Source organism: Halarchaeum sp. P4 (assembly GCF_051195175.1).
In the GTDB taxonomy this organism is placed as follows: domain Archaea; phylum Halobacteriota; class Halobacteria; order Halobacteriales; family Halobacteriaceae; genus Halarchaeum.
The window spans coordinates 1422556-1446506 of the sequence record NZ_JBNTKC010000001.1 but is presented as its reverse complement, the minus strand read 5'-3'; the positions used below and the strand labels follow the sequence as shown (position 1 = coordinate 1446506).

Below are 23951 nucleotides of genomic sequence, written 5' to 3'. Positions count from 1 at the left end.
GTCCCCCGCTGGCGCTCGTGTTCCCGCGATTCCTCGCCGGCGCTCGCGCCACGTTACTTCTCCACGTCGAGGAGCGCCACGCGCTCGCGGACGAGGTCCTCCAGGCTCGCGTCCGTCGCGGCCCGTTCGGCCGTGCCGACGTCGAAGAACTCGCAGACTCGCTCGTCCTCGCGGGCCTCTAAGCCACCGCCGGGGGCGAGGCGTTCTTTCACGGCGTTCGCCGCTGCGGCCTCCACGGCGTCGGGGTCGCGAACGCCCGGGTCGGCGGCGACGAGCACGACGGCCGGCGTCTCGCCCTCGTCGACGCCCATCGTGAGCGCGCGGCGAATCTGGCGGCGGCCCGCCGCGTAGAGGAGGACTTCGACCGCCCGGTCGCGCGCGACGTTCTCGCCGCGCTCGAACGCCCGCTCGGCGTGCTCGAGCGCGCTCTCGAGGTGTGCGCGGCCCGCGACGTAGCGCGCGTCGAACGCCTGCACTGCGCAGTCGTGGGTCTCGCCGACGTCGCCGAGCTCGCCGACGAACGCGTCCACGTTCTCGACCTCCGCGGTGCCCTCGACGAGCCTCATTCGAAATCACCCAGGCTGGCCTGCCCCTGCTCGCTCGCGTCGGCTGCTCCGCCGTCCGCGTCGCTCTCGTCGGGTGCGGCGTCCGGGTCCGCGCGCACGTCGTCCATCTCGGGGTTCGGGTGGCCGGCGGCCGCGAGGACGGACTCCGCGGTCTTCCGGCGGCCCCGGAGCGCGCCGAGCACAGTCGACTTCTCGGCGTTCCGCAGGTCGCTGCGGTCCTCGATGCCGGCCCGGTAGAGCCTGCGGGCGCGCTTGCGCCCGACGCCGCGCACGCCCGCGAGGTCGAGCAGTTCCTCCCGAACACCGTAGTCGACGCGCTTGCGAGCGTCGCGAACCGCGGTCGTGCAGTCGAGGTCGAGTTCGCCCGCGAGGCGCTCGGCGGCGCCGAGCAGCCACTCGGCTGTCTCGGTCTTCCCGCGGATGTCGCCGGGGCCGACGCCGTAGCGTTCGGCGATGCGGTCCTCGTCGAGCTCCTCCGTCCAGTCCTCCATCAGTTTCGCCGTCTTGAGCGCCGAAAGCCAGTCCTCGAACTCGCCCTCGGAGAACTCGGAGGGCGTACTTCCGGGTATTTCGGCCTCGCGCTCGTAGAGGAGTTCGGTGTACTGCTCGCGGTCGCCCGAGCGAAGGTAGAGTTCGTACATGTCGGGCGTCCGCGAGACGAGGTGGTAGAAGCCGAGCGGGCTCGTCTCCTCGTCGGCCTGCCGGAGGCCGTGGATGATTTCGGCGGCGCTCATCGGGTCGACGTAGAGCCGGGAGACGAGTTCGCCCGTCTCGGTCGCGCGCAGGCCGTCGTCGCGCTCGATGAACTCGTTCGCCTCGAGGTAGGCGAGCACATCGTCGGTCACCTGCTCGAGTCGGCCGGTCTCATCGGTCTGCTCGGCGTAGAGCGTGCCGTCGAGGAACTCCAACAACTCCTCGCGCGTCGTCGCGAAGCGCGTCGCGACGGTGGCGAGGACGTGCGTGCGGAGCGCGGGTTCGGCGGCGAGCTTCGAGCGGACGGGCTCGGGGTCCGCGTAGATATAGCGCTCGAAGAGCTCTTCGAGGCCGTCGTGGTTGTCGGTGACGAGCACCGCCTCGCCGTAGGGGTCGAGGCCGGGGCGGCCGGCGCGCCCGAACATCTGGTGGACTTCGAGGACGTCAAGAGGCTTCATGCCGCCGGCGTCGCCGTCGTAGCGCTGCCAGTCCCGAACGACGACGCGGCGCGCGGGCGTGTTGACGCCGGCGGCGAGCGTCGGCGTCGCACAGACGGTCCGGACGAGCCGGTCGCGGAAGGCCTCCTCGACGAGTTCGCGCTGGGTGCGCGAGAGGCCGGCGTGGTGGAAGGCCGCGCCGCGCTCGACGGCGCTCGCGAGCGTGTCGGCCGTCTCGGTGTCGCTGTCTGCGCGAATCTCCTCGGCCACCTCGGCGAGTTCGGCGCGCTGGCCGTCGGTGAGTTCCTTCGCGACGACGTTCGCGAGGCGTTTCGCCGCGCCCTCGGCGTTCCGCCGCGAGTTCACGAAGACGAGCGTCGAGCCGTCGTCCTGCAGGGTGTCCCGGACGATGGCGGCCGTCTGGGCTTCGCCGCGCTCGACGGGCAACTCGCGGGTGGTGCCGTCGTCGAGGTGCAAGGCCTGTCCGTAGTGGACGCCGGTGCGGAGGTCGATGGGGCGCCAGTCGGAGTCGACGAGCTCGGCGTCGAGCCACGCCGCGAGTTCGTCGGCGTTCCCGACGGTCGCGGAGAGTGCGACGGTCTGGAGGTCGGGGACGCGCGCGCGGAGTTTCGCGAGCGTCACCTCCAGCGTCGGCCCGCGGTGGCTGTCGTCGACGAGGTGGACTTCGTCCGCGACGACGCAGGCGAGGTCGTCCACCCAGCGCGCGCCGTTCCGGACGAGCGAGTCCACCTTCTCGGAGGTGGCGACGATGACGTCGTTGTTCGCGAGGCGCTCGCCGTTGCTCTGGTAGTTCCCCGTGGAGACCCCCACGGAGAGCCCGTACTGCTCGAACTGTTCGAACTCGCGGGCCTTCTCGCCGGCGAGCGCGCGCAGCGGCACGATGTAGAGGGCTTTGCCGCCGCGCTCCACGGCCGAGAGCATCGCGAGCTCGGCGATTAGCGTCTTCCCGCTGGCCGTCGGGACGCTCGCGACGAGGCTCTCCCCGTCGGTGACGCCCTTCTCGACGGCCTCGGCCTGCGGGGGGTAGAGCTCCTCGATGCCCGCGTCCTCGAGGTGCTCGGGGACGCCCGCGGGGAGCCCCGTCAGGTCCGTGACTCTCATTGACCGGTCTAGGCGAGCGTTCGGGTTTAAACTGTCGTGTGGGCGACCGCCACCGCTAAACGCCCGCCGCGCGCACGCTCCCGTATGCGAGTCGAGTTCGATCGGGACGCCTGCATCGGGATGTTCCAGTGTGCCGCCGAGTGGGAGGCCGGTTTCGAGGTGGACCGTGACGCTGGGAAGGCCGTGCTCGTGGACGGCGAGGAGTCCGAGGACGGCGTCTTCGTCCGCGACGTCCCCGAGGACGCGGAGTTGGACGCGAAGTTCGCGGCGCGCGCGTGCCCCGTCGACGCTATCCGCGTCTACGACGACGACGGCGAACAGGTCGTCTGAGCGCGGCTGTTCGCCCTCGGCGAAAGGCTTTTGCGAATGAGTATAGTTACCACGGACACCGCGACAGCATGTGTCACCCATACGAGGAGGCGCTCGATTGGGTCGCCGACGGGGAGGAGACGCCGGCCGCTCGCTCCGAGCGCGCGCCCGACGAGGACGCCGACGCCGCAGCGACGGCCGCGGACTCCAAAGTCACGGCGCCGTAGCTCCTCGCGTCTCGCGAAAAAGCCGGCGCGTGAGCGACGCCGTCAGGAGATCTGTTCGTACTGCTCGGAGAGCTTCGCGGCAGCCTCGCCGAGCTGGTCGCGCTCGTACTCGGTGAGGTCCCACTCCACGACTTCCTCGACGCCGTCCGAGCCGAGTTTTACGGGTACGCCGAGCGCGGTGTCCTCGTGGCCGAACTCGCCCTCCAGCGGAATGCTCGCCGGAAGCACCTCGCCGGTGTCCCGGAGGACAGCCTCGACCATGTGCGCGACGCCGGTCGCCGGCCCCCACTGGGTCGCGCCCTTGCGCTCGATGACGTCCATCGCGGACTGCTGGAGTTCGTCCAGAATCTCCTCCTTCTCCGCGTCGCTGAACTGCGGGTCGCGGCCGTCCACGCGGACCTTCGAGAACACCGGCACCTGGGCGTCGCCGTGCTCGCCGAGGATGGTCGCCTCGACGTTCTTGACGGGCGTGTCGAAGCGCTGGCTGAGCACGTAGCGGAAGCGCGCGGAGTCGAGGCGGCCGCCGAAGCCGATGACCTTGTGGCGCTCGCGGTCGCCGGTCTCGTAGAGGTGGCGGTTCAGCAGGTCCACCGGGTTCGACGTCGTGATGGAGACGAAATCGTCGTTGTACTCGGCGACGGACGCGCCGATGTCCTCCATGATGGGCGCGTTGTCGCCTGCGAGGTCGAGACGAGTCTGTCCGGGTTCGCGCGGGATGCCCGCCGTGATGACGACGACGTCCGACCCCTCGGTCGCGGCGTAGTCGCCCTGATAGACCTCGGTGTTGGAGTCGTAGGCGATACCGTGGTTCGCGTCCGCGGCCTGCCCGACCGTCGTGTCCTCCTGGTCGGGGATGTCGACGAAGACCAGTTCGTCGACGACGTCTCGGAGCGCGAGGCTGTAGCCTGCTGCCGCTCCGACCGTCCCGGCTGCACCGACGATGCTCACTTTCGTCATCTCGTCTGGGACACGTCGTGCGCCACCGTTAAACGTACCGTCTGTTCCCACCGCGAGAGTGGGACCGCCGTCACCATATTTTTCGGCGTGTACCCCCTCTACTCGGGTATGAGCGACCGAGAGGACCCCGAGGGGTTCGACCGAGAGGCGCAGAAGCGCGAACTCCGCGAGAAGTACGCGAAGGACGCGGAGGACCGCGAGCGCACCGGCCGGATGAGCGAACTGCTCTTGCAGGGCGCGACGATGACGAACAAGCACTGCGACCGGTGTGGCAACCCCCTCTTCCGCTACGAGGGCCGGGAGTTTTGCCCGACCTGTCAGGCCGAGGGCGAGGCCGCCGAGGCGGCCGAGGCCGGCACTGAGGCCGGTACCGGAGCGGGCGCCGACGCGGAAGCCACCGACATCGAGGTCGAGGCGGCGGACTCGGGTTCCGACGCGTCGGAGGCCGACGCCGGTACCGAACGGGAGGAGCCGGACGTCGCGACGGGTGCTCCGACGCGCTCGCTCGTCGAGGACGTCGAGACGGAGGCGCCCGAGGACCACACGCACGGCCCGAGCGACGCCCACGCGGCGGCACACCCGCCCGCGTCCGAGCCGACGGAGACCGACGTGGAACCGACGGCGAGTGCGGGCACGCCGAGCGCCGACGCGGCCAGCAAGGAGGCGTCCGGCGGCAAGACGGAGCGTGCGAGCGAGGCGTCGGGCGTCGCGTCCGCCCGCGACTCGCTCGCACGCTCCGTCTCCACGCTCGCCGAGCGCGCCGCCGCCGCCGACGACCCGCGGAACGCCCGCGAACTCGCCGCGGCCGCCCGCGAGGCCGCCGAGGCGCTGGACGAACTCCGATAGGCGACAGGAATTATCACCGTGGCCGCTGACGGCCTACGTATGCAGATACTCGTGCCCATCGACGGCTCCGACTGCAGTTTCCGTGCGCTCGAGTTCGCCGCGGACATGGCGCCGCGCTACGACGGGAGCCTCCACGTCGTCCACATCACGGACACCGAGAACGAGGCCACCGAGGAACTCCTCGAACGTGCCCGCGACCTCCTCGACACGCACGACATCGACGACGACCCGGACGTCCACACGGACATCAGCCTCGACTTCCGGCCGTCCAACCGCATCGGGAAGGACATCATCGAACTCGTCGAGGAGGACGGCTACGACCACGTCGTAATGGGCCACCACGGCGCCGGCGCCGTCGAGCGCGCCATCGTCGGGAGCGCCACGGAGACCGTGATGAGCGCCGAGCGCGTCCCCGTCACGGTCATCCCCTGACTACGACGGCTTGTAGTCGCTCGCGACGACCTCGCGGACGCGCTCGGCCGTCACCTCGCCGACGCCCTCGACGTCCATGAGCGCGTCCTCGTCGGCGGTCATCACCGCCTCGACGCTCCCGAAGTGCTCGAGGAGCGCGCGCGCCGTCACGGGCCCGACGTCAGCGATGGCGGAGACGACGTACTCCTGCTGTTCGGTCTTCGTCTTCGCGCTCTTCTCGCCGTGGACGGACACCTCGCGGTCCCGTGTCAGTTGCTCGCGCCCGGCGAGCACGTCGAGCATGTCCGTCGTGTCCGCCTCGTCCTCGGTGCGGAGGACGCTGATGCCGTAGTCCACCGCGATCGAGGAGAGCGCACCCCGAATCGCGTTCGGGTGGACGTTCCGCGCGCCGTAGAGGTCCCCGCCCTCCAGGAGGAGGACGGGCCGGTCGTAGTGGCGCGAGAGGTCGCGCGCCTGCTCGAAGAGGTCGCGGTCCCCGCCGAGCAGCGTGTCGAGGAAGTCCTCGATGCTCTTGCGCTCGACGGCCACCCTGTCGGAGACGACGTAGTCGCCGACGGCGAGCGTTTCGAGGCGCGTCTCGACGTGCTCGCGCTTCGAGAGGTCGCGCGCGATGTTCGAGTCGAGTTCGCGCTGGTCGACGACGACCTCGACGTGCTCCTCTTCTTCGGGTGGGTCGGCGCGGGCGACGACGGCCCCCTCGCCCTCGCCGTCCGCGTCGTCGCTCGCCTCGCCACCCGTGTCGCCTTCCTCGTCCGCGTCCGACCCGCCGGCGTCCGCGCCCTCGTCCGCCGCTGCGCCGTCCTCGGGGCTAAAGTCCGCGAGGCCGGCCTGCCCGTCCGCCGAACTCGGCACCGTCCCGCCGCTCTTCGAAGTGGGCGCGTCGCCGTCGGCGTACTCCGCGAGCGACTCCTGTCCGCCGCCGAGTTCGGCCTCCAGGTCGTCCGCGAGCGACTGGAGCGAGCGGAGTTCGTCCTCCATCTCCTGCTCGCGGCGGCGCGAAATCCAGAAGTAGGCCTCGTCGCGGGTGTCCTCGGCCATCAGGACGACGACGCGGCCCTCCGTCTGTCGGCCCGTCCGACCCTTGCGCTGGACGGAGCGAATCGCCGTCGGGACGGGCTCGAAGAAGAGCACCAGGTCGACCTCGGGGACGTCGAGGCCCTCCTCGGCGACGCTCGTCGACACGAGCACCTCGAACTCGCCGCTCTTGAAGTCCGTGAGCACCTCCTGTTGTTCTTTCTGGGTCATCCCGTCCGACCCTTCCTTGTCGCCCTGCCCGACGAAACGCCGCGCCTCGAAGTGATTGCCGAGGAACTCGGTGAGCGCCTCGGCGGTGTCGCGGGACTCCGTGAAGACGATGACGCGGTCGCCGCCCTCGATGCCGAGCGTTTCGGCGAGGAGCATCCTGGTGCGGCGGAACTTCGGGTGGAGGCCGTCGAACTCCTCCGCGCGCCGCATCGCCTCCTTCACGCGTGGCTCGCTCACGAGCCGCTGGGAGGCCTTCGAGGCCCCGGAGGAGCGCGCGGCGTTCTTCTGGCGCTCGAAGTATCGGCGCACCGACTCGACGCTCTGCGTCTCGACGAGCTCGACCGCGCGCCGGAGCTTCATCACCTCCGCGTGGAGGCTCATCCCCTCGTAGCCCTCCGATTTGTCGTTGTCGATGAGGCCACGAAGCTTTCCATGTACTTTGTTCAGGTCCTTCTGCGAGAGGTCGGGCTGGGTGGTGTTGACGACGCCGAGCTCTTTGAGCTGCTCGAGGCGCTCGCGGATGACGTCGTTCAACTCGTCCCGGACTTCGAGGACCTCCTCGGGGAGTTCGATGCGCTCCCACTCGACGTCCGTGTCGTAGGTGTAGTCGGCGACGTCGGCGTCGTCCTCGGTCATCACCGCGACCTCGCGGACGCCGAGGTTCGCACAGACGGTGAGAATCTCCTCCTCGTCGCCGCCGGGCGAGGCGCTCATCCCGGTGACGAGCGGGGTGGTGGCGTCCGCGTGGTAGCGCTCGGCGATGTAGACGTAGGCGTAGTCGCCGGTGGCGCGGTGACACTCGTCGAAGGTGACGTGGACGACGTCCCGGAGGTCGATGCGCCCGCCGACGAGGTCGTTCTCGACGACCTGCGGGGTGGCGACGACCACTCTGGCGGAACCCCAGAGCTCCGCGCGGTCGTCGGGCCGGACGTCCCCGGTGAAGACGACGATTTCGTCGTCCGGGATTTCGAGCGCCTCGCGGTAGAACGCGGCGTGCTGTTCGACGAGCGGTTTCGTCGGTGCGAGGAGGAGGCTCTTCGCGCCGACGTCGTCCTGCAAGCGGTCGGCCGTGACGCGGAGGCTGACCGTCGTCTTCCCGAGGCCGGTCGGGAGGCAGACGAGCGTGTGGTCGCCGAGCGCGCGCTCGACGAGTTCGCTCTGGTAGCGTCGGTCCTCGAGGAAGCCCTCGGCGAGCAGCGGGTGCTCGACGTACGACTGCTCCGGGTCAGTGGCCGCCATTATCGTCGGGAATTCGCCCTTCTGCCGGTTAAGGGTTCCGCGCGGCGCGGGTGCGCTAGTGGCCGCCCGTGCTCGTGGCGATCTCGGGCTCGATGTAGACCTTTCGGACACCCGGATTCTGTTCGATGAGCGCGTCCTCGATGGCGGTGATGCGTTCGTCCACCTCCCCGGTGTCGAGGTCCTCGTCGAAGGCGACGTCGGCGGCGACGAGCACGCGGTTCGGCCCGAAGTAGACCGTGCGGAAGTCACGGATGCCCGTGACGCCCTCCCAGCCGGCGACCGTCTTGCGGAGGTCGTCCTCCTCGTTCTTCTGCAGCGACTCGCCGAGCAGGAGGCGCTTGTTCTCCCAGGCGAGCGCGAGTGCGAACCCCATCAGGAGGAGGCCGATGCAGAGCGCGGCGAGGCCGTCCCAGACGGGGTTCCCGGTGATGTCGGTGAGGAGGACACCACAGAACGCGAGGACGATGCCGCTGACCGCGACGGTGTCCTCGGTGAACGCGGTGAGCGTCGTGATGTTGCTCGTCTTCTTGAACGCCTCGACGAAGCCCGTCCAGCCGTGCGCCTCCATGTCGATCCGCATCCCGCGATAGGCGGTGACGAGCGCGTAGGTCTCGAAGCCGAACGCGCCGACGAGCACGACGTAGTTCACGTAGACCGCGCGGAAGCTCGCACCGAGGAATTCGACTTTCCCGTGGAGCGCGCTCCCGTGGCCGTGCACGATGGCCTCGTAGCCGTGCGTGAGCGACATCCAGCCCGCGATGCCGAAGAGGAGGACGCTCACGAGGAAGCTGTAGAAGAACTGCGCCTTCCCGTAGCCGAACGGATGGGTGCGGTCGGCCTCCCGGCCGCTGTACCGAAGACCGACGAGCAAGAACACCTGATTGGCCGTGTCTGAGACGGAGTGATACGTCTCCGAGAGCATCGCCGGGCTTCCGGTCAGCAGAAAGCCGAGAAACTTCATGATCGCGATGGCGCCGTTCGCGATCCCCGCCGCGACGACGACCCGCTTCGAACTCGCCATTGGCGACGACGACGGACGGCCGCCACCTAAAGCCATCCACCGAATCTTTCTCCCCGCCGCGCGAACCCGGGTGTATGTTCGCCGTCCTCAGCGACACGCACAGCACCACCGGCCACGAACTCGCGGGCCGAGCCCGCGACGCTGTCGAGCGCGCGGACGCCGTGATTCACGCCGGCGACTTCAATACCGAGGCCGCGCTCGACGCCTTCCAGGACGTGAGCGACCGGCTCTACGCCGTCCACGGCAACACTGACGGCCCCGCGGTCCGCGAGCGCCTGCCGGCGGCGCGCACCGTCGAACTCGACGGCGTCCGGGTCGCGGTCACGCACCGCCAGCGTGGCGGGCCGACCGGCCTCGCGCTGTTCGGGCGCGAACGCGGCGCGGACCTCGTCGTCTCCGGGCACACGCACAGCCCGAGCGTCACGGAGACGGAAGACTGCGTGTTGTTGAATCCGGGGAGTCACGCCGAACCGCGCGGGAACCCGGCGAGTCACGCCGAACTCACGCCCGTCGATGGGGGACTGGACGGAAAAATCGTCGAACGGGACGGAACGGTGTTGCGCGAGTTCCGGGTGGAGGGCCGAAACGTCTAGCGGGCAGGCGCGGACGACCGGGGCATGGGTCCGTCGCGCGCCTGTACTCCCGGATAGACACCCCTATAGCAATAGGGTAGCGTAGGCTCAAACGACCGTTTCACCCTCGGCGCTCGGCGAAACCACTTTGCCGTTCCGCCGGGTAGCACGCCCCATGTCGCTGTTCCCGTCGGACCCGATGTTCTACGTCCTCCTCGCGCTCGTCCTCGGGTTCGTCTTCTTCTGCTACCTCATCCTGCGCAAGACGATTCTGAGCTTCCGCGAGGGCAAACAGGGCCGCTAGACGACGCCCGCGATGCGCGTGACGGCTTCCTCGATGGCGGCCGAATCGACGTCGAGGTGCGTGCAGAAGCGGACGGTGTGCCGGCCGAACGCGCTCCCGAGGACGCCCGCGTCGTCGCAGCGCTCGAGGAACTCCTCGGCGGTGAGGTCCGCGCCCGCGGTGTCGACGAGCACGATGTTCGTCTCGGGCTCCGCGGCGCCGAGTCCCTCGACGTTCGCGATGCCCTCCGCGAGGCGCTCGGCGTTCGCGTGGTCCTCGGCGAGCCGGTCGACGTTCTCCGTGAGCGCGATGCGGCCCGGAGCCGCAATCAGCCCGGCCTGGCGCATCCCGCCGCCGAACAGTTTGCGGGCGCGGCGCGCCTCCTCGATGAACGCCTCGCTGCCCGCAAGCACCGACCCGACGGGTGCGCCGAGGCCCTTCGAGAGGCAGACGCTCGCCGAGTCGACGTGCTCGGTGTAGTCGGTGACGTCCACGTCCGCGGCGACGGCGGCGTTGAAGAGGCGCGCACCGTCGAGGTGGACGGGCACGCCCAAATCGTCGGCCTCGTCGCCGAGCGCCGCGACGTCCGCAACGGCGGCGACGACGCCGCCCTTCGCGTTGTGCGTGTTCTCGATGGAGACGAGCCCCGTTCCGGGCCGGTGGAGGTCCTCGGCGACGTACGCCTCGCGGAGCTGTGCGGGCGTCGGCACGACGGTTTCGCCCGCTTCGACCGGCCGAACCTGGAGCTCGCTGTGCTGGGCGAACCCGCCGAGTTCGTACTTTACGACGTGGCTCTCGGCCTCCACGACGGCCTCCTGTCCGCGCTCGGTATGGACGCGCGCGGCAATCTGGTTGCCCATCGTCCCCGACGGCACGTAGAGGGCGTCCTCGAAGCCGAGCGTGGTCGCGGCCGTGGCCTCGAGGTCGTTCACGCTCGGGTCCTCGCCGTAGACGTCGTCGCCGACCGGAGCGTTCGCCGCCGCGCGGCGCATCTCCTCGCTCGGCGTCGTCACCGTGTCGCTCCGCAGGTCGATGGGGTCCGTCCCCGTGTAGTCGGCCATACGTCCACGTGGGGCGCGGCCGCCAAAACCCCGATGCTCCGCGGACCCGCAAGCGGTTTGGGCGTGCTGGCCGTCCCCGACAGTATGGACCCCCGCGTCAGAGACCACGCCGCGACCGTCGTCGAGCACTCCACGAGCGTCGAGGCGGGCGACCGCGTCGTCGTCAACGCCCCGCCGGTCGCCGAGGACTTCGCCGTCGCCGTCTACGAGGAACTCGCCGAGCGCGGCGCACACCCGCTGATGCTCTACAACGGCCGCTTCGGCAGTCCGCGCGCCGAGCGCGCCTACCTCCGCACTGTCGACGATGAGGACATCGACGAGCACGACCACCTCGAGGCGCTCTACGAGTCGGTGGATGTCGCGATTCGCGTCCGCGCCGACGAGAACGTCACCGAGATGAGCGACGTCGACGGCGAGACGCAGGCCGCCTTCCAGCGCGCCTACGCGCCCGCCCGCAAGGAACTGCTCTCGACGCGCTGGTGTCTCACCCAGTATCCCGCGCCCGCGAACGCCCAACTCGCGAACATGAGCACCGAGGCCTACGAGGAGTTCGTCTACGACGCCGTCAACAAGGACTGGGCGGCCCAGCGCGAGCACCAACAGCAGATGGTCGAGATTCTCGACCCCGCCGAGGAGGTCCGCATCGTCTCCGGTGACGAGACCGACCTCACGATGAGCGTCGCGGGGATGAAGACCATCAACGACCACGGCGAGCACAACCTCCCGGGCGGCGAGGTGTTCACCGCGCCCGTCCCCGACAGCGTCGAGGGCGAGGTGCGCTTCGACCTGCCGCTCTACCACCAGAGCCGCGAGATCGAGAACGCCTACCTCCGCTTCGAGGACGGCCGGGTCGTCGACTACGACGCCGACCGGAACGCGGACGTCCTCGGCGACGTCCTCGACACGGACGAGGGCGCGCGCTATCTCGGCGAGCTGGGCATCGGGATGAACCGCGACATCGACCAGTTCACCTACAACATGCTCTTCGACGAGAAGATGGGCGACACCGTCCACCTCGCCGTCGGGATGGCCTACGACGAGTGTGTCCCCGCTGAGCGCGACCCGAACGACTCGGCGGTCCACGTCGACATGATCGTGGACATGAGCGAGGACTCGCGCATCGAGGTCGACGGCGAGGTCGTCCAGCGGAACGGGACGTTCCGGTTCGAGGACGGCTTCGAGAGATAGGGCGATTCCGTCGGAATCGCCGAGTACCGAGCGCCGACGGCGTGAGGAGAACGCGGCTCGAGTGTAGCGACGACCCGCGACTGGCCTGACCCGCCTCCTTTATCGGGGTCTCGGCTCTCCTTCGGGTATGGACCCCCGCGTCAGAGAACACGCCGCGGTGCTGGTGGACGACTGCATGGACGTCGCCGCTGAGGACGACGTCATCGTCATCGCGCCGTCGGTCGCTGACGACCTCGTCGTCGCCCTCCACGAGCGCCTCGGCGAACTCGGTGCACACCCGCTCACCCTGTGGAACGACAGCACGGCGCTGCGCGCGTACTTCCGCGCGATGGACCCGGCGGACTTCCGCCTCCCCGAGCACGAACTCGCGGCGATGGAGGCGGCGGACGTCGTCATCATGATCGGTGGGAGCGAGAACGTCGCGGAGACGAGCGACGTCGCCCCCGAGACGATGTCGGCCCGCAGTCGCGCCCGCGAGCCGGTTTTCAACACGCGCGTCGAGAAGCGGTGGGTCATCACGCAACACCCCGCGCCCGGGAACGCCCAGAAGGCCGAGATGAGCACCGACGCCTACGCGGACTTCGTCTACGACGCCGTCAACAAGGACTGGGAGGCCCAGCGCGAGTTCCAGGCGCAGATGGTGCAGTTGCTCGAGGAGGGCGAGGAAGTCCGCATCGTCTCCGGCGACACCACTGACCTCACGATGAGCATCGCGGGGATGCACGGCGAGAACGACGCCGGCACCGCGAACATGCCCGCCGGCGAGGCGTTCACCGTGCCGCGCCCGGAGAGCGTCGAGGGCGAGGTACTCTTCGACAAACCGCTCCTCCGGCAGGGCCGCGAACTCACCGACGTCTCCCTGACGTTCGAGGACGGCCGGGTCGTCGACTACGACGCCGCCGAGCACGTCGACCTGCTTGAGGCCACTCTCGACACGGACGAGGGGGCGCGCTCCCTCGGCGAGTTGGGCATCGGGATGAACCGCGACATCGACCGGTTCACCTACAACATGCTCTTCGACGAGAAGATGGGCGACACCGTCCACCTCGCGCTCGGCGACGCCATCGACGACTGCGTCCCGGAGGGCACCACCGCGAACGAGTCCGCGATTCACGTCGATATGATCGTGGACATGAGCGAGGACTCGCGCATCGAAATCGACGGGGAGGTCGTCCAGCAGAACGGGACGTTCGTCTTCGAGCAGTAACGCGGTTCGGGCGTGGCGAGACGCGTAGCGACGAACCGCGACCACCGCGTCCCGTCGCGTGGAGCGAACGACGCCTAGCTATTTGGTCCCTGCTCGCCCGCGTCTCGGTATGCCGTCTATCGACATCGGGGCGGACCAAGCGGACTATCTGGAGGAACTGCGCGAGGCGCTCGCGGAGACGTATCTGGAGGGATACGGCGAGATGCGGACGCGCGACGCCCTGCAGTACCTCATCGACCAGCACGAGGCGGCGCGCGGCGACGGCCCACTCGTCGGGGACGCGGCGACGGCCGACTCGCCCGACGACGTGGACGACGCCGCGGCGGACGTCGCGCTCGAGAGTAGCGACGCCGTGACCGAGCGTGCCGCCGTGGAGGAGACGGAAGCCAACGAGGCGGGCGCCGACGACATCGGTGCCACCGACGAGGCGGACGACGGTTCCGGGGAGGCGGACGCCGCTAATGCGACGGACGAGAGTGCCGCGCCGTCGCCGGGCGGGAGCCCGCTCCAGCAGATGATGCAGTTGCTGGAGGAGAACGACGACGTCTGGGAGGAAGTCGACTCGAACGACGGGAAGTACGCGGTCGAGCTCCCGGACGGCACGACGGAGTACGCGCGGACGAAGGACGACGTGCGCGCGCTCCTCTTCAAGCACTATCGCTAGCTAGGTTGATGGGACTCGGGCGCGAGGAGTCGGACATGGACTGTCCGCGCTGTGACGGGACGCTCGAAGAACTCGTCTTCGAGGGCCGACGCGCCGTCGTCTGCGAGTCGTGTGGGTTCGCGGACGTCGCGGCGGACCACTCGCCCGCCGAACGCGAGAACGAGGAGTCGTGGGAGACGGCACTCCGGCGGTTCCTTGAGCGGTAGTTACTCCTCGGTGTCGGTCTCCGCGGATTCGGATTCGGCCTGCGAGCCTTCCTCGGAGCGGGCGGCGACGAGCGCGCCGCGCGCGACGCTGTAGAGGGGTTCGCTGGCGCGCTGGACGCCGCTCACCGAGAAGGGGAGGTCGGCCTCGCGGAGGCGTTCGCGGAAGAGCGCCTCGAAGCCGTCGGGACTCGCGGTTCCGCCGGTGACGACGACGGGCACGTCGAGGCCCTCCTCGACGTCCTCCTCGTCGACCTCCTTCACGACGTTCTCGACGACGTAGTCGAGGAGGTTCTCGTAGTAGATGCCGAGCGCGCCCTCGACGCCGCCGACGTCGCTCGTGAAGTCGAGGCGGAAGTCCTCCTCCTTCGTCGAGGTGACCTTGTCGACGGGCGTGCCGGTGGCGCGCGCGGCCTGCTCGTCGATCCAGTCGCCACCGCGCGCGATGGAGAAGCGCATCACGGGGACGGCGTAGTAGGAGAGACAGACGTTCGTCATCCCCGCGCCGAAGCTGATGCCGAGGCCAGTGAAGTCGTTGTCCGCGAGTTCGCTGTAGATGACCGCCATCCCCTCGTTGATGGGTTCGGGGTCGTAGCCCATGTCGCTGAGGATGGACTCCAGCGTCTTCTGGTGGTAGAGCGTCGAGAGCTCCGAGTCCGTCGGGTCCGCGGGCGTCGAGAAGAACAGCCGCTCGTTGGGCCGCTGTGGTTCGTCGACGACCTGCTGGAGGATGAGTTTGATCATCGGGATGGCGGACTTCTCGTCGGAGGAGAGGATGCCCGCCTTCATCGGGCGCCGCGTCTCGCGGTTGAAGATGTTCGCGAAGTTCAGCGCGTCGTCGCCGACGACGTACACCTTCTCGCCCTTCTTGATGTGGAGGACGTCGCTCCGCGAGAGCATCTGGTCCGCCATGTCGCTGTAGTCGAGTTCCACGAACGAGTTTCGCTGCTGGACGAACACCGTCTCGGAGCCCTCTTGGCGTGCCGAGATGAGGTTCATCGTCCCCACGTCGAGTCCCTTGGCCATACTCGGTTCCTCGAAACCACCCATATTAAAATTATGGCTGGAATCAACACATCAACTGTCTGACTTTTGTCCTGTCTCGCGAGTCGAACAAGCTCTATACGTTTCGGCGTCCCCGCTCACGTATGGAGTTCACTCGGCCGTACCGCGGGCAGGACGCCCACACTGTCGAGTTGTTCGACCGGCAGTGGGCGCTTCCGCTCGTCGACGTGTCGGCGGACACCTACATCGCGTCGAACGCCCATCTCGTCCTCGGGACGACGGAGTTCGTCGAGGCCGCCGCGTCGGCGCTCGCCGACCGCCTCGCCGGTCCCGACGTCGACTACCTTGTGACGCCGGAGGCGAAATCCCTCCCGCTGACGCAGGCGCTCGCGCGCGAACTCGACGTCGAGTACGTCGTCGTCCGGAAGTCCGTCAAAGCCTACATGCACAACCCCGTGACGATCAGCGTCGACTCCATCACCACCGACGAAGACCAGTCGCTCGTCCTCGACGGGAGCGACGCCGACCGCCTCGCCGGCGCGCGCGTCGCGCTGGTCGACGACGCCGTCTCCACGGGCGGGACGATGGATTCGCTCGCCTCCCTCCTCGACGCCGTAGACGCGGATGTCGATGTCCGCGCCGCCGTCTTCGCCGAGGGCCGCGAACACCCCGACGTCGAGACGCTCGCGACGCTCCCGCTGTTCGTCGCGGAGTAGCCTCAGCGCCGGAACATCGAGCGCACCCGGTCGAGGACGCCCTCGTCGTCCGCCGTCGCGACCTCCTCCGCGCGCTGCTTCTCGCGGAGCTCTTGAAGTGCCGCGACCTGGTCGTCTGCGCCCTCGCCCGTCTCTTCCTTCGACTCGCCGCCACGGAGCTTCTGCAGGCCGCTCACCGCCGAGTCGACGCCCTCGCTGCGGGAGACGTTCGCGTTCTCCGCCGAGAGGTTCGAGCGCTCCACGTCGTCGTCGCCCGTGTCGATCTGGAGGCGCGTCGTGTTCGTCTTCTCGACGCCACCCCACGAGAGGTCCGACTCCGACATCGCCTCCTCGATGTCGCGCTCGACGTCCGCGTCCGTCACCTCGGGCTCGTCGCTCGCCGCCGCGCCGGCGCTCGGGTCCCCTCCGCCCGCTCCGCCGTCGCTCTCGCCGGCGAGTCGCGCGCGCTCTACGCGGTTCGTCACGAGGCCCGCGCCGCCCGCGCCGACAAGGAGGACGAGCCCCGCCGCGTAGACGACAACGCCGAGCGTGCTGTTGTCCGTCGCGCCCTCGACGTTCCAGTGGTAGGGGTAGCTCGTGACGAAGACGGCGACGCCCGCGAGACAGACCACCGCGCCGACCGCCGCCGCGTACGTCGCGCGCCGGTCCACCGGGAGGAGCACGGGAATGCTCAGGACGAACGCCGGCAGGCCGACGAGTGCGAGCGCCCCCGCGATCTCGCGCAGCTGCCAGTGTGCCATCGACTCCGCGGGAACCGTCGATCCCCACAGGAACACCAGCACGCCGACGACGCCGAGCGTCACCCCGCCGAAGAACAACCCGAAGCCCGCGTACACGTCTGCGAGGCGCTCCGGCTCGCCGATGTAGCGCCGATACGTCCGGACTAGCTCACTCGCCGCCCGACTCCCGATGTCTGACTCCATACGTTCACTCTAGGAGCATCCGTTAAGACTGTTCGCCAGCCCACACCGCTCACCATTGAAGCCCGTGGTGGCCGCAGCGGGCACGACCACCAGACGGCGCGGTGCCGTTCCTGTCCGCGAGCCAATTATTTAAGTGGGTAGCGTGAGTGTGTCTCACACGTGCCCAAGCTCGACTGCCCGGAGTGCGAACGCGGCATCGCCATGCACGAACTTCAGACGCGAACCGTCGCCCAGACGACGGGGTTCGAGACGAACTACCGGTGTCCGTTCTGTCGGAGCGACTTCGACGAGGTCGGCGACCTCCTCTAGGGCCTCGCACTCCGCGCCGTCCCGAACGGCTTTTGCCCCCTCCGACATACTGCACCGGTGGGGCACGTAGCTCAGTTCGGACAGAGCGTCTGGCTTCTAACCAGAAGCGCGAGGGTTCAAATCCCTTCGTGCCCGCGTACCTTTTACGTCGTCGGGGTCGCGAAGCGACCCGCTCCTCGCAAAAGCTACGCTAAAACTTCCCGCGAGCCGAAGGCTCGCGGTGGGTACGGAGGGACACCGCGGCCGCCTCACCTCGGCGTCGCCCGGCGGTCTTTTGCTCGCGCCGACCCTCACGTCGGCCATGAACACGACGCTCGTCGTCGCCGCACTGCTCGTCGGACTGCTCACCGGCGCGCTGTTCGCCGGCCTCCGCGTCCCGATTCCCGCGCCGCCGTCGCTCCCCGGTGTTATGGGCATCGTCGGCATCTACCTCGGCTATCAGCTCATCGAGGCCACCGGCATCGGCTTCGACCTCCTTCGGTGGCTCGGCCTCCACTAGAGCCGCCATCGGCGTTTTCAGCGGGCCGCCCGAAGGTCGCGTATGGCTGAACAGCGCTCCCTGCTCGTCCATCTTTTTCCCGCTCGGGTCGGCGCGGCCGACCGCTCGCGGCAAAAATACGGCTGAAAAAGAGCCGGCCACCGCTGGTGGCCGGAAAAACCCACAGAGGGCGAATACGTGACCCACCGCCACCGGCGTTTTTCACTGGCCCGTTCGAAGGGCACGTATGGCTGAACAGCGCTCCCTGCTCGTTCGCGCGCTCTGGTTCGTCGTCATCGGTTGGTGGGCGACGCCGGTGCTCGTGAACGTCGCGTGGTTCCTCAACGTCACCGTCGTCGGCATCCCGCTCGGCATCAAACTCATCAACCTCGTTCCGACCGCGCTCACCCTCAAGGAACCGCGGAGTATGGACGCTGCGGACGGCGGGAGCCAGCACAACCTCCTGCTGCGCGCCGTCTACTTCGTCCTCGTCGGCTGGTGGGCGAGCCTCTTCTGGGCGAACCTCGCCGCCCTCCTCGCCGTCACCATCGTCGGCCTGCCCGTCGCTATCTGGATGTTCGGCAAACTCCCCTACGTCACGTCACTCTACCGGTTCTGAGCGCCTTGCGGTTCGAAATCGTCGCTTTTTCGTGCGACGTCCGCCCGCGCCGTGGTGGCCTGATTGGCCACCGTTTTTAGGTGGGCGGCGCTCCCCGCCTCAACTATGTCACAGAGCCAGACGCTTCCCGTGCGGGACGTGTCGCGCAGCGTCGTGAGCATCCCCGGGAACGCCTCGCTCGACCAGGTCGCGGAAACGATGTACTCCGAGGACGTCGGCTTCCTCCTCGTCACCAACGAAGGCGAACCCGCGGGCGCGCTGACCGACCGGCAGGTCGCGCTCGCGCTCCGTCACGAGGCCGACCCGACGGCGACCACCGCGAACGAGGTCATGACGCCCGACCCCGTGAGCGTCGAACAGGGGACGGACGTCTTCCGCATCCTCCAGACGATGAAGGACGAGGAAGTCCGGCGCGTCCTCGAAGTCGATGCCGACGGCGACCCCGTGAGCGTCGTCTCGCTCGACGACCTCCTCGTCCTTCTCGGCGAGGAACTCGGCGACGTCGCGGCACTCGTCGAAGCACAGATTTAGCGCACGTCGGTCGAGACGCCTCCTTTTTTCGTCGCGCCGCGCGACCCGAGCGTATGGACGACCGCATTCGCGAGCACGCACGGACACTCGTTGACTGGAGCGCGCGCATTGAGGAGGGCGACGACGTCGTCGTGGACGTCGGTCCGGACGCCCACGAGTTGGCGGTGGCCGTCGCGGAGGAACTCGGCGAGCGCGGTGCGAACGTCGTGACGACCTATTCCTCTAGCGAGGTGACGCGCGCCTATCTGCTCGGCCACGACGGTGACTTCGACGCGGACCCCGAGTTCAAGCGCGCGCTCTACGCGAACGCGGACGCGGTGCTCTCGCTCGGCGGCGGCCGGAACACGACGGAGACGGCGGACGTCCCGGGCGAGACTCGACAGGCGTACAACCGCGCGAACGAGGGCGTCCGCGAGGCGCGCATGGAGACGAAGTGGGTGAGCACCGACCACCCGACGCGCTCGCTCGCCCAGCAGGCCGGGATGAGCTACGAGGCCTATCGGGACTTCGTCTACGACGCCGTGTTGCGCGACTGGGAGGCACTCGCCCAGAAGCAGGCGAAGGTGAAGGACGTCCTCGACGACGCGAGCGAGGTCCGCATCGTCTCGGGGGCGGACACCGACCTGACGATGCGCGTCGATGGCCGCCTCGCGGTGAACTCGGCGGCGAGCGTCGACTACGACTCGCACAACCTCCCCTCGGGCGAGGTGTTCACCGCGCCGTACGCCACCGAGGGCGAGGTGGTCTTCGACGTCCCAATGACCATCAACGGCCGGCGCGTCCGCGACGCCCACCTGAAGTTCGAGGACGGCGAGGTCGTCGACCACGCCGCCGCGCAGGGCGAGGACGCTATCACGGAAGTCCTCGAAACCGACGCCGGCGCGCGTCGTCTCGGCGAACTCGGCATCGGGATGAACCGCGGTATCGACCGCGTGACGGATAACATCCTCTTCGACGAGAAGATGGGCGACACCGTCCACCTCGCGCTCGGCCGCGCCTACACCTCGAACTTCCCCGAGGGCCACGAGGACGAGGCGAACGACTCGGCGGTCCACGTCGACATGATCGTGGACATGAGCGAGGACTCGCGCATCGAGGTCGACGGCGAGACGATTCAGGAGAACGGGACGTTCTGGTTCGAGGAATGACGCTCCGGTTCCCCGACCGGACCGGACTCTACCGCGCGCTCGTGCTGTGGTTCGTCGCGGCGACGTTCATCCAGACGGGGTCGGGCGGGTCGCACCCGCTCCTGCTCGCGGCGAGCTTCGTCGCGCTCGTGCTGCTGTGGGTCATTCCGCTCCTCCTCGTCGTCGGCGTCGCGGGCGAACTCTACGCCCACACGGTCGACGGGCGCGCGTAGCACCGTTACTCGTCGCGGGAGACAGCGCTATCGCTGGTCGGTGTCGGTACACGAGACGTCGAACGCGGCGGCACGGCTCCGCGGTACGTAGTGGAGCTGCGGGGAGTAAGCCCCCTTCTGTTCTGTTCCGGCATTCGGCTGAGCGTCCGCGCGGGCTGTCGGGCTACCTTCCTGTGCGCGGACTTGCACCGGCGAGGGTGGCCGTTCCATCGCTCCTCCGTCGTCATTCCTCGGTGGGTTCACTCCCCGCGACTTCGTGTCGCCGCGGGTTCGCACACCGCATCGGTCCGACGGAGACGTGTCGTCTCTGTTCCAGGGCCGACGGTCTCCCGCCCCGGGCTTGTGCCCGGTCGCCTGCCCGACTGGTGGGGGGACTTTCCTCATGCACGTGCCTGATGGGCCGCGCACGGGGGCCGGGCTCCCGCTACTCACCGTACACTAGCGCCCTGACGTGGTTAAGACGTTCGGTGATTAGTGTGACAACAACTACCACACATCGGGTAAGTACCTTGTGGCTCCCCGGAATCGGCGACGAGACGGCGAATCGCCCGAAAACGACCGATTCACGCGCGGAGCCGACTTTCGACATCTATCACGAATCTGTGAACCAAGGGAAGGATTGAAGTTTGAAGTGGCCCTATATGTATGCGTAATGTCCGAGGCCCAGTCGATACACCTTTCCGACGACGACGGCGCTCGGGCCGTCGAACTCGCACGTGACTCGGTGGAGGCGTTCGTCCGTAACGGACAGCGCGAGCAGCCGGGGAGCATGCGTGACGCGTTCTACAACCGGACGGGCGCCTTCGTCCGTCTGCAGTCGACACGAGGGCGGGGTCGACTGCGCGGCTGTGCCGGCGCACACGAGACGGTCCGCGAGCTTGGGAACGGGTCGAAACAGCTAGGCCACGCCATCGTCGAGGCGGCCATCAACGCGGCGAGCGAGTCCTCCTGTGGCTCCGAAGTGGAGCCCGCGGAACTCGACACTATCCGGGTCTCCGTCTGCACCGTCTCCAACCTCGTTCTCACCGACGACCCCGTCTCCGACATCGAGCTCGGCACGCACGGCGTCGCCGTCGACGGCCACGGGAAGCACGGCTGGATGTATCCGACGCTCCCCATCGAGAACGACTGGTCCGTCTTCGAGTACCTCGACCGCACCTGCCGGAAGGCCGGCCTCCCCAACGGCGCGTGGGAGGACGACGACGTCATGGTGACGCTCTTCGAGGGCCAGGTCTTCGAGGAGACCGAACCCCACGGCGAAATCGAATCCCTGAACTGACCTAGAACCCGACGGCGTCCGCGTCTTCTGCGGCCCGCGCCGCCGCGTCGTCGATGTCGAACTCCCGCACCAGTTCGCCGTCGCGGAGCAGCGGCACGAGCAGCTCCTCGCCGTCCGCCGGCCCCGTCCGGTCCGCGAGGCCGACGTGGTGGCCGCCGTCCGCCGTCCGATACACCTGTTTCTTCCCGGAGAGCTTCCCGCGTTTCGCGCAGGGTTCGCCGTCGCGCTCCACGATGTCGAGCGCGAAGTCCACCGGGTCCGCGTTCGAGACGTAGCCGCCGACGCCAAACCCCTCAACGACGTCCCGGAGCTCCCGCAGTTCTTCGGGGCCGAGGCCGCCGCTGACGAAGATGCCGACGTCCTCGAACCCTCGCAGGTCGAGCTCCCAGCGCACCTCCTCGACGATATGCCGGAAGTTCCCGCGGCGCGACCCGGTCGTGTCGAGGCGGATGCTGTCGAGCGCGTTGCCGAGCGTGTCCGCGGCGCGTAGCGCCTCGTCCTTCTCGTCGGAGTAGGTGTCGACGAGCGCGACCCGCGGGACGTCCGCGCCGACGCTCTCGTCGAACGCCCGCCACGCCTCCTCCTGGTTGCCGCGGCCGAACGCGATGATGAGCGCGTGCGGCATCGTCCCGCTCGCCTCGACGCCGAGGACGTCCCCGGCCGCGACGTGGCTGATACCGTCGAGGCCGGCAACGAGCGCGCCGCGTTCGACCATCGCCGCGATGCTCGGGTGGACGTGGCGCGCGCCGAAACTCAGCACCTCGCTGTTCGGTGCGGCGCGACGCGCTTCGAGCGCGCCGGTTGCACAGCCGCTCGCGTGCGAGAGGAAGCCGAGGAGGCTCGTCTCGTAGCGCGCGAAGTCGAGGTAGTTCCCCTCGATGCGCATGACGGGGCCGCCGTCGAAGAGCCGACCCTCGCGCATCGCGTCGACGTCGATGGGGAGGCCCTCGAGGAGGTGGGCGGCGTCCTTCACGCCTGCGAGCAGTTCGAACTCGCCGGTCGGGAACTGGTCGGCGGTGACTTCGGCGACGACGCGCGGATTCTTCCCGGCGTGTTCGAGGGTGGTGACGGTGCGGTCGAAGTAGGCGTCCGTCGCCCGGCCCTCGGCGATGGCCTCGACGGGCACGATGTCGAAGGGGGCGTCCGTCGCGTCTCGTGTCATGCTTCTCGCTACTGGCGGCGGCGCGAAAAAGCCTGCCGCCATCCGGGAGGCGGCGTCGCCCGGACCCCACAGCGTTTTACGCCGCGTGACGTAGCCGGGGACAGCGAATGTTCGAGGACATCATGCGGAAGTTCGAGGGGAGCCCCGGCCAGCAGGCCGTCATCCGGCTTCTCCTCGAACGCGGGTTCTCCGTGAACGACGAGGGACGGGTGGTCTCCGGGGACATCGAGATCGCGAACACCCAGCTCGCTCAGGAAGTCGGCGTCGACCGGCGCGTCGTCGACTCGACGACGGACGCCATCCTCGAAGACGAGGAGCTCAGGCGCATCTTCCAGAACATCAGCCAGATTCCGAGCCTGATGGACCTCGCGCCCGTCCTCGACTTGACGGTAGTGACGGTGGCGGTCCACGACGCCGACGACCCCGGGCTCGTCGCGAGGGTCACGGGCCTGCTCGCCGAGCACGACATCAGCATCCGGCAGACCATCAGCGAGGACCCCGAGTTCACGGACGAACCGCGCCTCTACCTCGTCGTCGCCGACGACCTCCCCGGCGAGGTCGTGACGGCGCTGATGGAACTGCCCTTCGTCCGCTCCGTCGAACTCTCCTAGATGAGCGACGACGCCTACGAGACGCTCGCGGGGCCGGGCGAGACCCGCTTCGAGATTCGGGGGTCCGAGTTCATCGGCCGCGCTCGCCCCGCGGCTACCGTCGAGGCCGCCGAGGCGTTCGTCGACGAGATACAGGACGCCTACGCGGACGCGACGCACAACGTCCCGTGCTACCGCGTCCGCGTCGAGCACCGGGGTCCCCGGGGGGACCGCGAAGAGGCGAGCGGCCGCCGCCGTGAGCGAGGTGGACCTGGCGGTGGCTACATGCTCCGCGAGTACCAGAGCGACGACGGCGAGCCGACGGGCTCGTCGGGCAAGCCGGCGCTGAACGTCCTCCAGCAGCGCGACGTCCAGAACGCCGTCGTGGTCGTCACGCGCTACTTCGGCGGCGTCGAACTCGGCGTCGGCGGCCTCGCGCGGGCGTACTCCCGGGCGGTGAAGGAAGCCGTCGACGACGCGGGGCTCACGACGCAGAAACCCCAGGAGCGCCTCACGGCGACGGTGGACTACGACGACTCGGGGACCGTCCGGGGCATTCTGGAGTCCGCGGACTGCACGTTCGACGCCGAGTACGAGGAACGCGTCTCCTTCGCGGTGACCTGTGACCGCGAGGACGCCGACGCGCTCCGGGAGCGACTCCGTGACGCGACGAGCGGCCGCGTCAAACTCTCCTGAAAGCGGAGAGG

Annotated in this window: 29 protein-coding genes, 1 tRNA gene and 1 other RNA gene; 21 read left to right on the top strand and 10 right to left on the bottom strand. The window is 68.8% G+C overall.

From position 1 onward, the window contains the following. Positions 1-53: 53 nt before the first annotated feature. Together cgi121 and ACQUS8_RS07745 are read right to left on the bottom strand one after the other, a co-directional pair. The gene (gene cgi121 / locus ACQUS8_RS07750; protein ID WP_435099166.1) at positions 54-566 is read right to left on the bottom strand and encodes a KEOPS complex subunit Cgi121; all 513 of its coding nucleotides are present in this window, start codon (positions 564-566) and stop codon (positions 54-56) included. Further along, on the bottom strand, positions 563-2818 hold the full coding sequence (locus ACQUS8_RS07745) for an ATP-dependent DNA helicase (protein WP_435099164.1): 2256 nt from the start codon (positions 2816-2818) through the stop codon (positions 563-565). Before ACQUS8_RS07745 ends, cgi121 begins: the two co-directional genes overlap by 4 nt. A gap of 84 nt (positions 2819-2902) precedes the next feature. Here ACQUS8_RS07745 and ACQUS8_RS07740 point away from each other — a divergent pair, with 84 nt between their 5' ends. Beyond that, a complete protein-coding gene (locus ACQUS8_RS07740) occupies positions 2903-3148 on the top strand; it encodes a ferredoxin (RefSeq protein ID WP_435099162.1) in 246 nt (81 codons plus the stop codon). Between the two features lie 68 nt (positions 3149-3216). Further along, positions 3217-3354: a hypothetical protein gene (locus ACQUS8_RS07735; RefSeq protein WP_435099160.1), complete on the top strand. Its 138-nt coding sequence runs from the start codon at positions 3217-3219 to the stop codon at positions 3352-3354. 42 nt (positions 3355-3396) lie between these two features. Here ACQUS8_RS07735 and mdh read toward each other — a convergent pair whose 3' ends face one another. Next, positions 3397-4311, bottom strand: a complete 915-nt coding sequence (mdh, locus tag ACQUS8_RS07730) for a malate dehydrogenase (protein ID WP_435099158.1) — start codon at positions 4309-4311, stop codon at positions 3397-3399. A gap of 108 nt (positions 4312-4419) precedes the next feature. Here mdh and ACQUS8_RS07725 point away from each other — a divergent pair, with 108 nt between their 5' ends. Further along, complete coding sequence (locus ACQUS8_RS07725) at positions 4420-5157, top strand: Sjogren's syndrome/scleroderma autoantigen 1 family protein (RefSeq protein ID WP_435099156.1); 738 nt, start codon at positions 4420-4422, stop codon at positions 5155-5157. Positions 5158-5196: 39 nt separating this feature from the next. Then, the gene (locus tag ACQUS8_RS07720; RefSeq protein WP_435099154.1) at positions 5197-5589 is read left to right on the top strand and encodes a universal stress protein; all 393 of its coding nucleotides are present in this window, start codon (positions 5197-5199) and stop codon (positions 5587-5589) included. Here the strand turns inward: ACQUS8_RS07720 and ACQUS8_RS07715 are convergent, their stop codons facing one another. Together ACQUS8_RS07715 and ACQUS8_RS07710 are read right to left on the bottom strand one after the other, a co-directional pair. Next, positions 5590-8073: a DEAD/DEAH box helicase gene (locus tag ACQUS8_RS07715; protein WP_435099152.1), complete on the bottom strand. Its 2484-nt coding sequence runs from the start codon at positions 8071-8073 to the stop codon at positions 5590-5592. Positions 8074-8128: 55 nt separating this feature from the next. Further along, the gene (locus tag ACQUS8_RS07710) at positions 8129-9094 is read right to left on the bottom strand and encodes a cation diffusion facilitator family transporter (RefSeq protein ID WP_435099150.1); all 966 of its coding nucleotides are present in this window, start codon (positions 9092-9094) and stop codon (positions 8129-8131) included. 74 nt (positions 9095-9168) lie between these two features. Between ACQUS8_RS07710 and ACQUS8_RS07705 the strand changes: the two genes are divergently transcribed. Beyond that, complete coding sequence (locus ACQUS8_RS07705; protein WP_435099148.1) at positions 9169-9687, top strand: metallophosphoesterase; 519 nt, start codon at positions 9169-9171, stop codon at positions 9685-9687. A gap of 154 nt (positions 9688-9841) precedes the next feature. Next, positions 9842-9970, top strand: a complete 129-nt coding sequence (locus ACQUS8_RS07700; RefSeq protein WP_435099146.1) for a hypothetical protein — start codon at positions 9842-9844, stop codon at positions 9968-9970. Here the strand turns inward: ACQUS8_RS07700 and ACQUS8_RS07695 are convergent. After that, complete coding sequence (locus tag ACQUS8_RS07695) at positions 9967-11010, bottom strand: threonine aldolase family protein (RefSeq protein ID WP_435099144.1); 1044 nt, start codon at positions 11008-11010, stop codon at positions 9967-9969. The two genes, ACQUS8_RS07700 and ACQUS8_RS07695, sit on opposite strands and share 4 nt — an antisense overlap. 84 nt (positions 11011-11094) lie before the next feature. On the opposite strand from ACQUS8_RS07695, the gene ACQUS8_RS07690 reads away from it, so the two are divergent. The 4 genes from ACQUS8_RS07690 to ACQUS8_RS07675 all read left to right on the top strand — a co-directional run bounded on the left by ACQUS8_RS07690 (position 11095) and on the right by ACQUS8_RS07675 (position 14275). After that, positions 11095-12198: an aminopeptidase gene (locus ACQUS8_RS07690; protein ID WP_435099142.1), complete on the top strand. Its 1104-nt coding sequence runs from the start codon at positions 11095-11097 to the stop codon at positions 12196-12198. Positions 12199-12325: 127 nt separating this feature from the next. Then, positions 12326-13405, top strand: a complete 1080-nt coding sequence (locus ACQUS8_RS07685; RefSeq protein ID WP_435099140.1) for an aminopeptidase — start codon at positions 12326-12328, stop codon at positions 13403-13405. Positions 13406-13514: 109 nt separating this feature from the next. Next, a complete protein-coding gene (locus ACQUS8_RS07680) occupies positions 13515-14069 on the top strand; it encodes a hypothetical protein (RefSeq protein WP_435099138.1) in 555 nt (184 codons plus the stop codon). A gap of 8 nt (positions 14070-14077) precedes the next feature. Next, on the top strand, positions 14078-14275 hold the full coding sequence (locus ACQUS8_RS07675; RefSeq protein WP_435099136.1) for a hypothetical protein: 198 nt from the start codon (positions 14078-14080) through the stop codon (positions 14273-14275). On the opposite strand, the gene ACQUS8_RS07670 is transcribed toward ACQUS8_RS07675, so the two are convergent. Next, positions 14276-15298: a hypothetical protein gene (locus ACQUS8_RS07670; RefSeq protein WP_435099134.1), complete on the bottom strand. Its 1023-nt coding sequence runs from the start codon at positions 15296-15298 to the stop codon at positions 14276-14278. A 122-nt stretch (positions 15299-15420) separates the two neighbouring features. On the opposite strand from ACQUS8_RS07670, the gene ACQUS8_RS07665 reads away from it, so the two are divergent. Then, a complete protein-coding gene (locus tag ACQUS8_RS07665; protein WP_435099130.1) occupies positions 15421-15993 on the top strand; it encodes a phosphoribosyltransferase family protein in 573 nt (190 codons plus the stop codon). Between the two features lie 2 nt (positions 15994-15995). On the opposite strand, the gene ACQUS8_RS07660 is transcribed toward ACQUS8_RS07665, so the two are convergent. Further along, on the bottom strand, positions 15996-16916 hold the full coding sequence (locus ACQUS8_RS07660; protein ID WP_435099128.1) for a DUF7139 domain-containing protein: 921 nt from the start codon (positions 16914-16916) through the stop codon (positions 15996-15998). A 159-nt stretch (positions 16917-17075) separates the two neighbouring features. On the opposite strand from ACQUS8_RS07660, the gene ACQUS8_RS07655 reads away from it, so the two are divergent. From ACQUS8_RS07655 to ACQUS8_RS07625, 7 genes are all read left to right on the top strand, one after another. Next, positions 17076-17225, top strand: a complete 150-nt coding sequence (locus ACQUS8_RS07655; RefSeq protein WP_435099126.1) for a hypothetical protein — start codon at positions 17076-17078, stop codon at positions 17223-17225. A gap of 60 nt (positions 17226-17285) precedes the next feature. Then, positions 17286-17360, top strand: a tRNA-Arg gene (locus ACQUS8_RS07650). 166 nt (positions 17361-17526) lie between these two features. Next, positions 17527-17724, top strand: a complete 198-nt coding sequence (locus ACQUS8_RS07645; RefSeq protein ID WP_435099124.1) for a XapX domain-containing protein — start codon at positions 17527-17529, stop codon at positions 17722-17724. Between the two features lie 226 nt (positions 17725-17950). Continuing rightward, complete coding sequence (locus ACQUS8_RS07640; protein ID WP_435099122.1) at positions 17951-18322, top strand: YccF domain-containing protein; 372 nt, start codon at positions 17951-17953, stop codon at positions 18320-18322. 105 nt (positions 18323-18427) lie between these two features. After that, complete coding sequence (locus ACQUS8_RS07635; protein WP_435099120.1) at positions 18428-18853, top strand: CBS domain-containing protein; 426 nt, start codon at positions 18428-18430, stop codon at positions 18851-18853. A 53-nt stretch (positions 18854-18906) separates the two neighbouring features. Then, complete coding sequence (locus ACQUS8_RS07630) at positions 18907-20001, top strand: aminopeptidase (protein WP_435099118.1); 1095 nt, start codon at positions 18907-18909, stop codon at positions 19999-20001. Further along, on the top strand, positions 19998-20213 hold the full coding sequence (locus ACQUS8_RS07625) for a hypothetical protein (RefSeq protein ID WP_435099116.1): 216 nt from the start codon (positions 19998-20000) through the stop codon (positions 20211-20213). The genes ACQUS8_RS07630 and ACQUS8_RS07625 overlap by 4 nt, the downstream gene beginning before the upstream one ends. Positions 20214-20307: 94 nt before the next feature. Here the strand turns inward: ACQUS8_RS07625 and rnpB are convergent. Next, positions 20308-20642: RNase P RNA component (rnpB, locus tag ACQUS8_RS07620), an RNA gene on the bottom strand. Between the two features lie 223 nt (positions 20643-20865). On the opposite strand from rnpB, the gene ACQUS8_RS07615 reads away from it, so the two are divergent. Further along, a complete protein-coding gene (locus ACQUS8_RS07615; RefSeq protein ID WP_435099114.1) occupies positions 20866-21492 on the top strand; it encodes a TIGR00296 family protein in 627 nt (208 codons plus the stop codon). A 1-nt stretch (position 21493) separates the two neighbouring features. Here the strand turns inward: ACQUS8_RS07615 and ACQUS8_RS07610 are convergent, their stop codons facing one another. After that, a complete protein-coding gene (locus ACQUS8_RS07610) occupies positions 21494-22654 on the bottom strand; it encodes a nicotinate phosphoribosyltransferase (protein WP_435099112.1) in 1161 nt (386 codons plus the stop codon). A gap of 107 nt (positions 22655-22761) precedes the next feature. Between ACQUS8_RS07610 and ACQUS8_RS07605 the strand changes: the two genes are divergently transcribed. Then, the gene (locus tag ACQUS8_RS07605) at positions 22762-23265 is read left to right on the top strand and encodes an amino acid-binding protein (RefSeq protein ID WP_435099110.1); all 504 of its coding nucleotides are present in this window, start codon (positions 22762-22764) and stop codon (positions 23263-23265) included. Next, complete coding sequence (locus ACQUS8_RS07600; RefSeq protein ID WP_435099108.1) at positions 23266-23940, top strand: IMPACT family protein; 675 nt, start codon at positions 23266-23268, stop codon at positions 23938-23940. It abuts the gene before it with no gap. Positions 23941-23951: the final 11 nt, after the last annotated feature.